Origin of the sequence: Xanthobacter autotrophicus, from assembly GCF_030015065.1 — a bacterium.
In the GTDB taxonomy this organism is placed as follows: Bacteria; Pseudomonadota; Alphaproteobacteria; order Rhizobiales; family Xanthobacteraceae; genus Xanthobacter; species Xanthobacter autotrophicus_D.
The window spans coordinates 1-1,442 of record NZ_JAIVFN010000262.1; the positions used below are offsets into that span (position 1 = coordinate 1).

At 72.3% G+C, this 1,442-nt stretch carries 1 protein-coding gene; it reads left to right on the top strand.

Annotation, left to right across the window (positions count from 1 at the left end; translation table 11 throughout):
- Positions 1–89 precede the first annotated feature (89 nt).
- Positions 90–1,391 carry a phage major capsid protein gene (locus K9U40_RS22980; RefSeq protein ID WP_282892400.1) on the top strand — a complete coding sequence of 434 codons (1,302 nt, stop codon included), beginning with the start codon at positions 90–92 and terminating at the stop codon, positions 1,389–1,391.
- Positions 1,392–1,442: the final 51 nt, after the last annotated feature.

Consider the following 1,442-nt stretch of genomic DNA (forward strand, 5'->3'; position numbering starts at 1 on the left):
CCACCCCCGCCGCGCTGCTCGCCGCCGCAGCGGCCCGCCTGCGCGCGGGCTCCAGCATCTGATTTCCGTTCATCGCAGAAGAGGTTCTCATGTCCCGTCCCCACACGGCCTTTGCCGACACGGCCTTTGCCGACATCGCCCGCACCGTCACCGGCGCGCCCGAGATCAAGGTGGCCGGCACCGACGCCGGCACCGCCGTCGCCGATTTCCTCGCCGCCTTCGAGAGCTACAAGCAGGTGAACGACACCCGCCTCGCCGAGATGGAGCGGCGCAGCGCCGACGTGCTCACCACCGAGCAGCTGGCCCGCATCGATGCCGCCCTCGACGCCCACAAGGCGCGGCTCGACGCCCTCGCCACCAAGGCGCGCCGGCCCTCGCTCGGCGCCGCGCCGGAGCGCACCGAGGCCCCCGCCGCCGCCCGCGAGCACACCGATGCCTTCGCCACCTATGTGCGCCATGGCGAGGCCGGCGGCCTCAAGGCGCTGGAGGCGAAGGCGCTGTCCGCCGGCTCGGGCGCGGACGGCGGCTATCTCGTGCCTTCGGAGACCGAGACCGAGATCGGCCGGCGCCTTGCCGCCCTGTCGCCCATCCGGGCGCTGGCTTCGGTGCGGACCATCGGCGGCGGCACCTATCGCAAGCCGTTCATGACCTCCGGCCCGGTCTCCGGCTGGGCGGCGGAGACGGCGGCGCGGCCGCAGACCGACAGCCCGGTGCTGGCGGAGCTGGCCTTCCCGGCCATGGAGCTCTACGCCATGCCCGCCGCCACCCAGTCCCTGCTGGACGACGCGCAGGTGAATGTGGAGGAGTGGCTCGCCGCCGAGGTGGACACCGCCTTCGCCAGCCAGGAGGGGGCGGCCTTCGTCACCGGTGACGGCGTGGCCAAGCCCAAGGGCTTCCTTGCCTACACCAAGGTGGCCGAGAGCGCCTGGGCCTGGGACAAGGTGGGCTATGTGGCCACCGGCGCTGCGGGTGGCTTCCCGTCCGCGACGCCGGCCGATCCGCTGCTGGACCTGGTCTATGCGCTGAAGGCCGGCTACCGTCAGAACGCCACCTTCGTCATGAACCGGCAGACCCAGGGGCAGGTGCGCAAGCTGAAGGACGAGAACGGCAACTACCTGTGGGCGCCGCCCGCCGGGGTGGGCCTGGGTGCCAGCCTCATGGGCTTCCCGGTGGTGGAGAGCGAGGCCATGCCCGACGTGGCGGCCGATGCCTATGCCATCGCCTTCGGCGATTTCCGCCGCTTCTACCTGGTGGTGGACCGCGCCGGGGTGCGGGTGCTGCGCGATCCCTATTCGGCCAAGCCCTACGTGCTGTTCTACACCACCAAGCGCGTGGGCGGCGGGGTGCAGGATTTCGACGCCGCCAAGCTGCTGAAGTTCGCCGCGAGCTGAGGGGGCGGGGCGGGAGCAGTCCCGCCCCGCCCCCTCAGCTCGCGGCGAACT

Coding starts and splice junctions, on each gene's coding strand:
- K9U40_RS22980 (WP_282892400.1), top strand. CDS start 90: ATGTCCCGTCCCCACACGGCCTTTGCCGACACGGCCTTTGCCGACATC.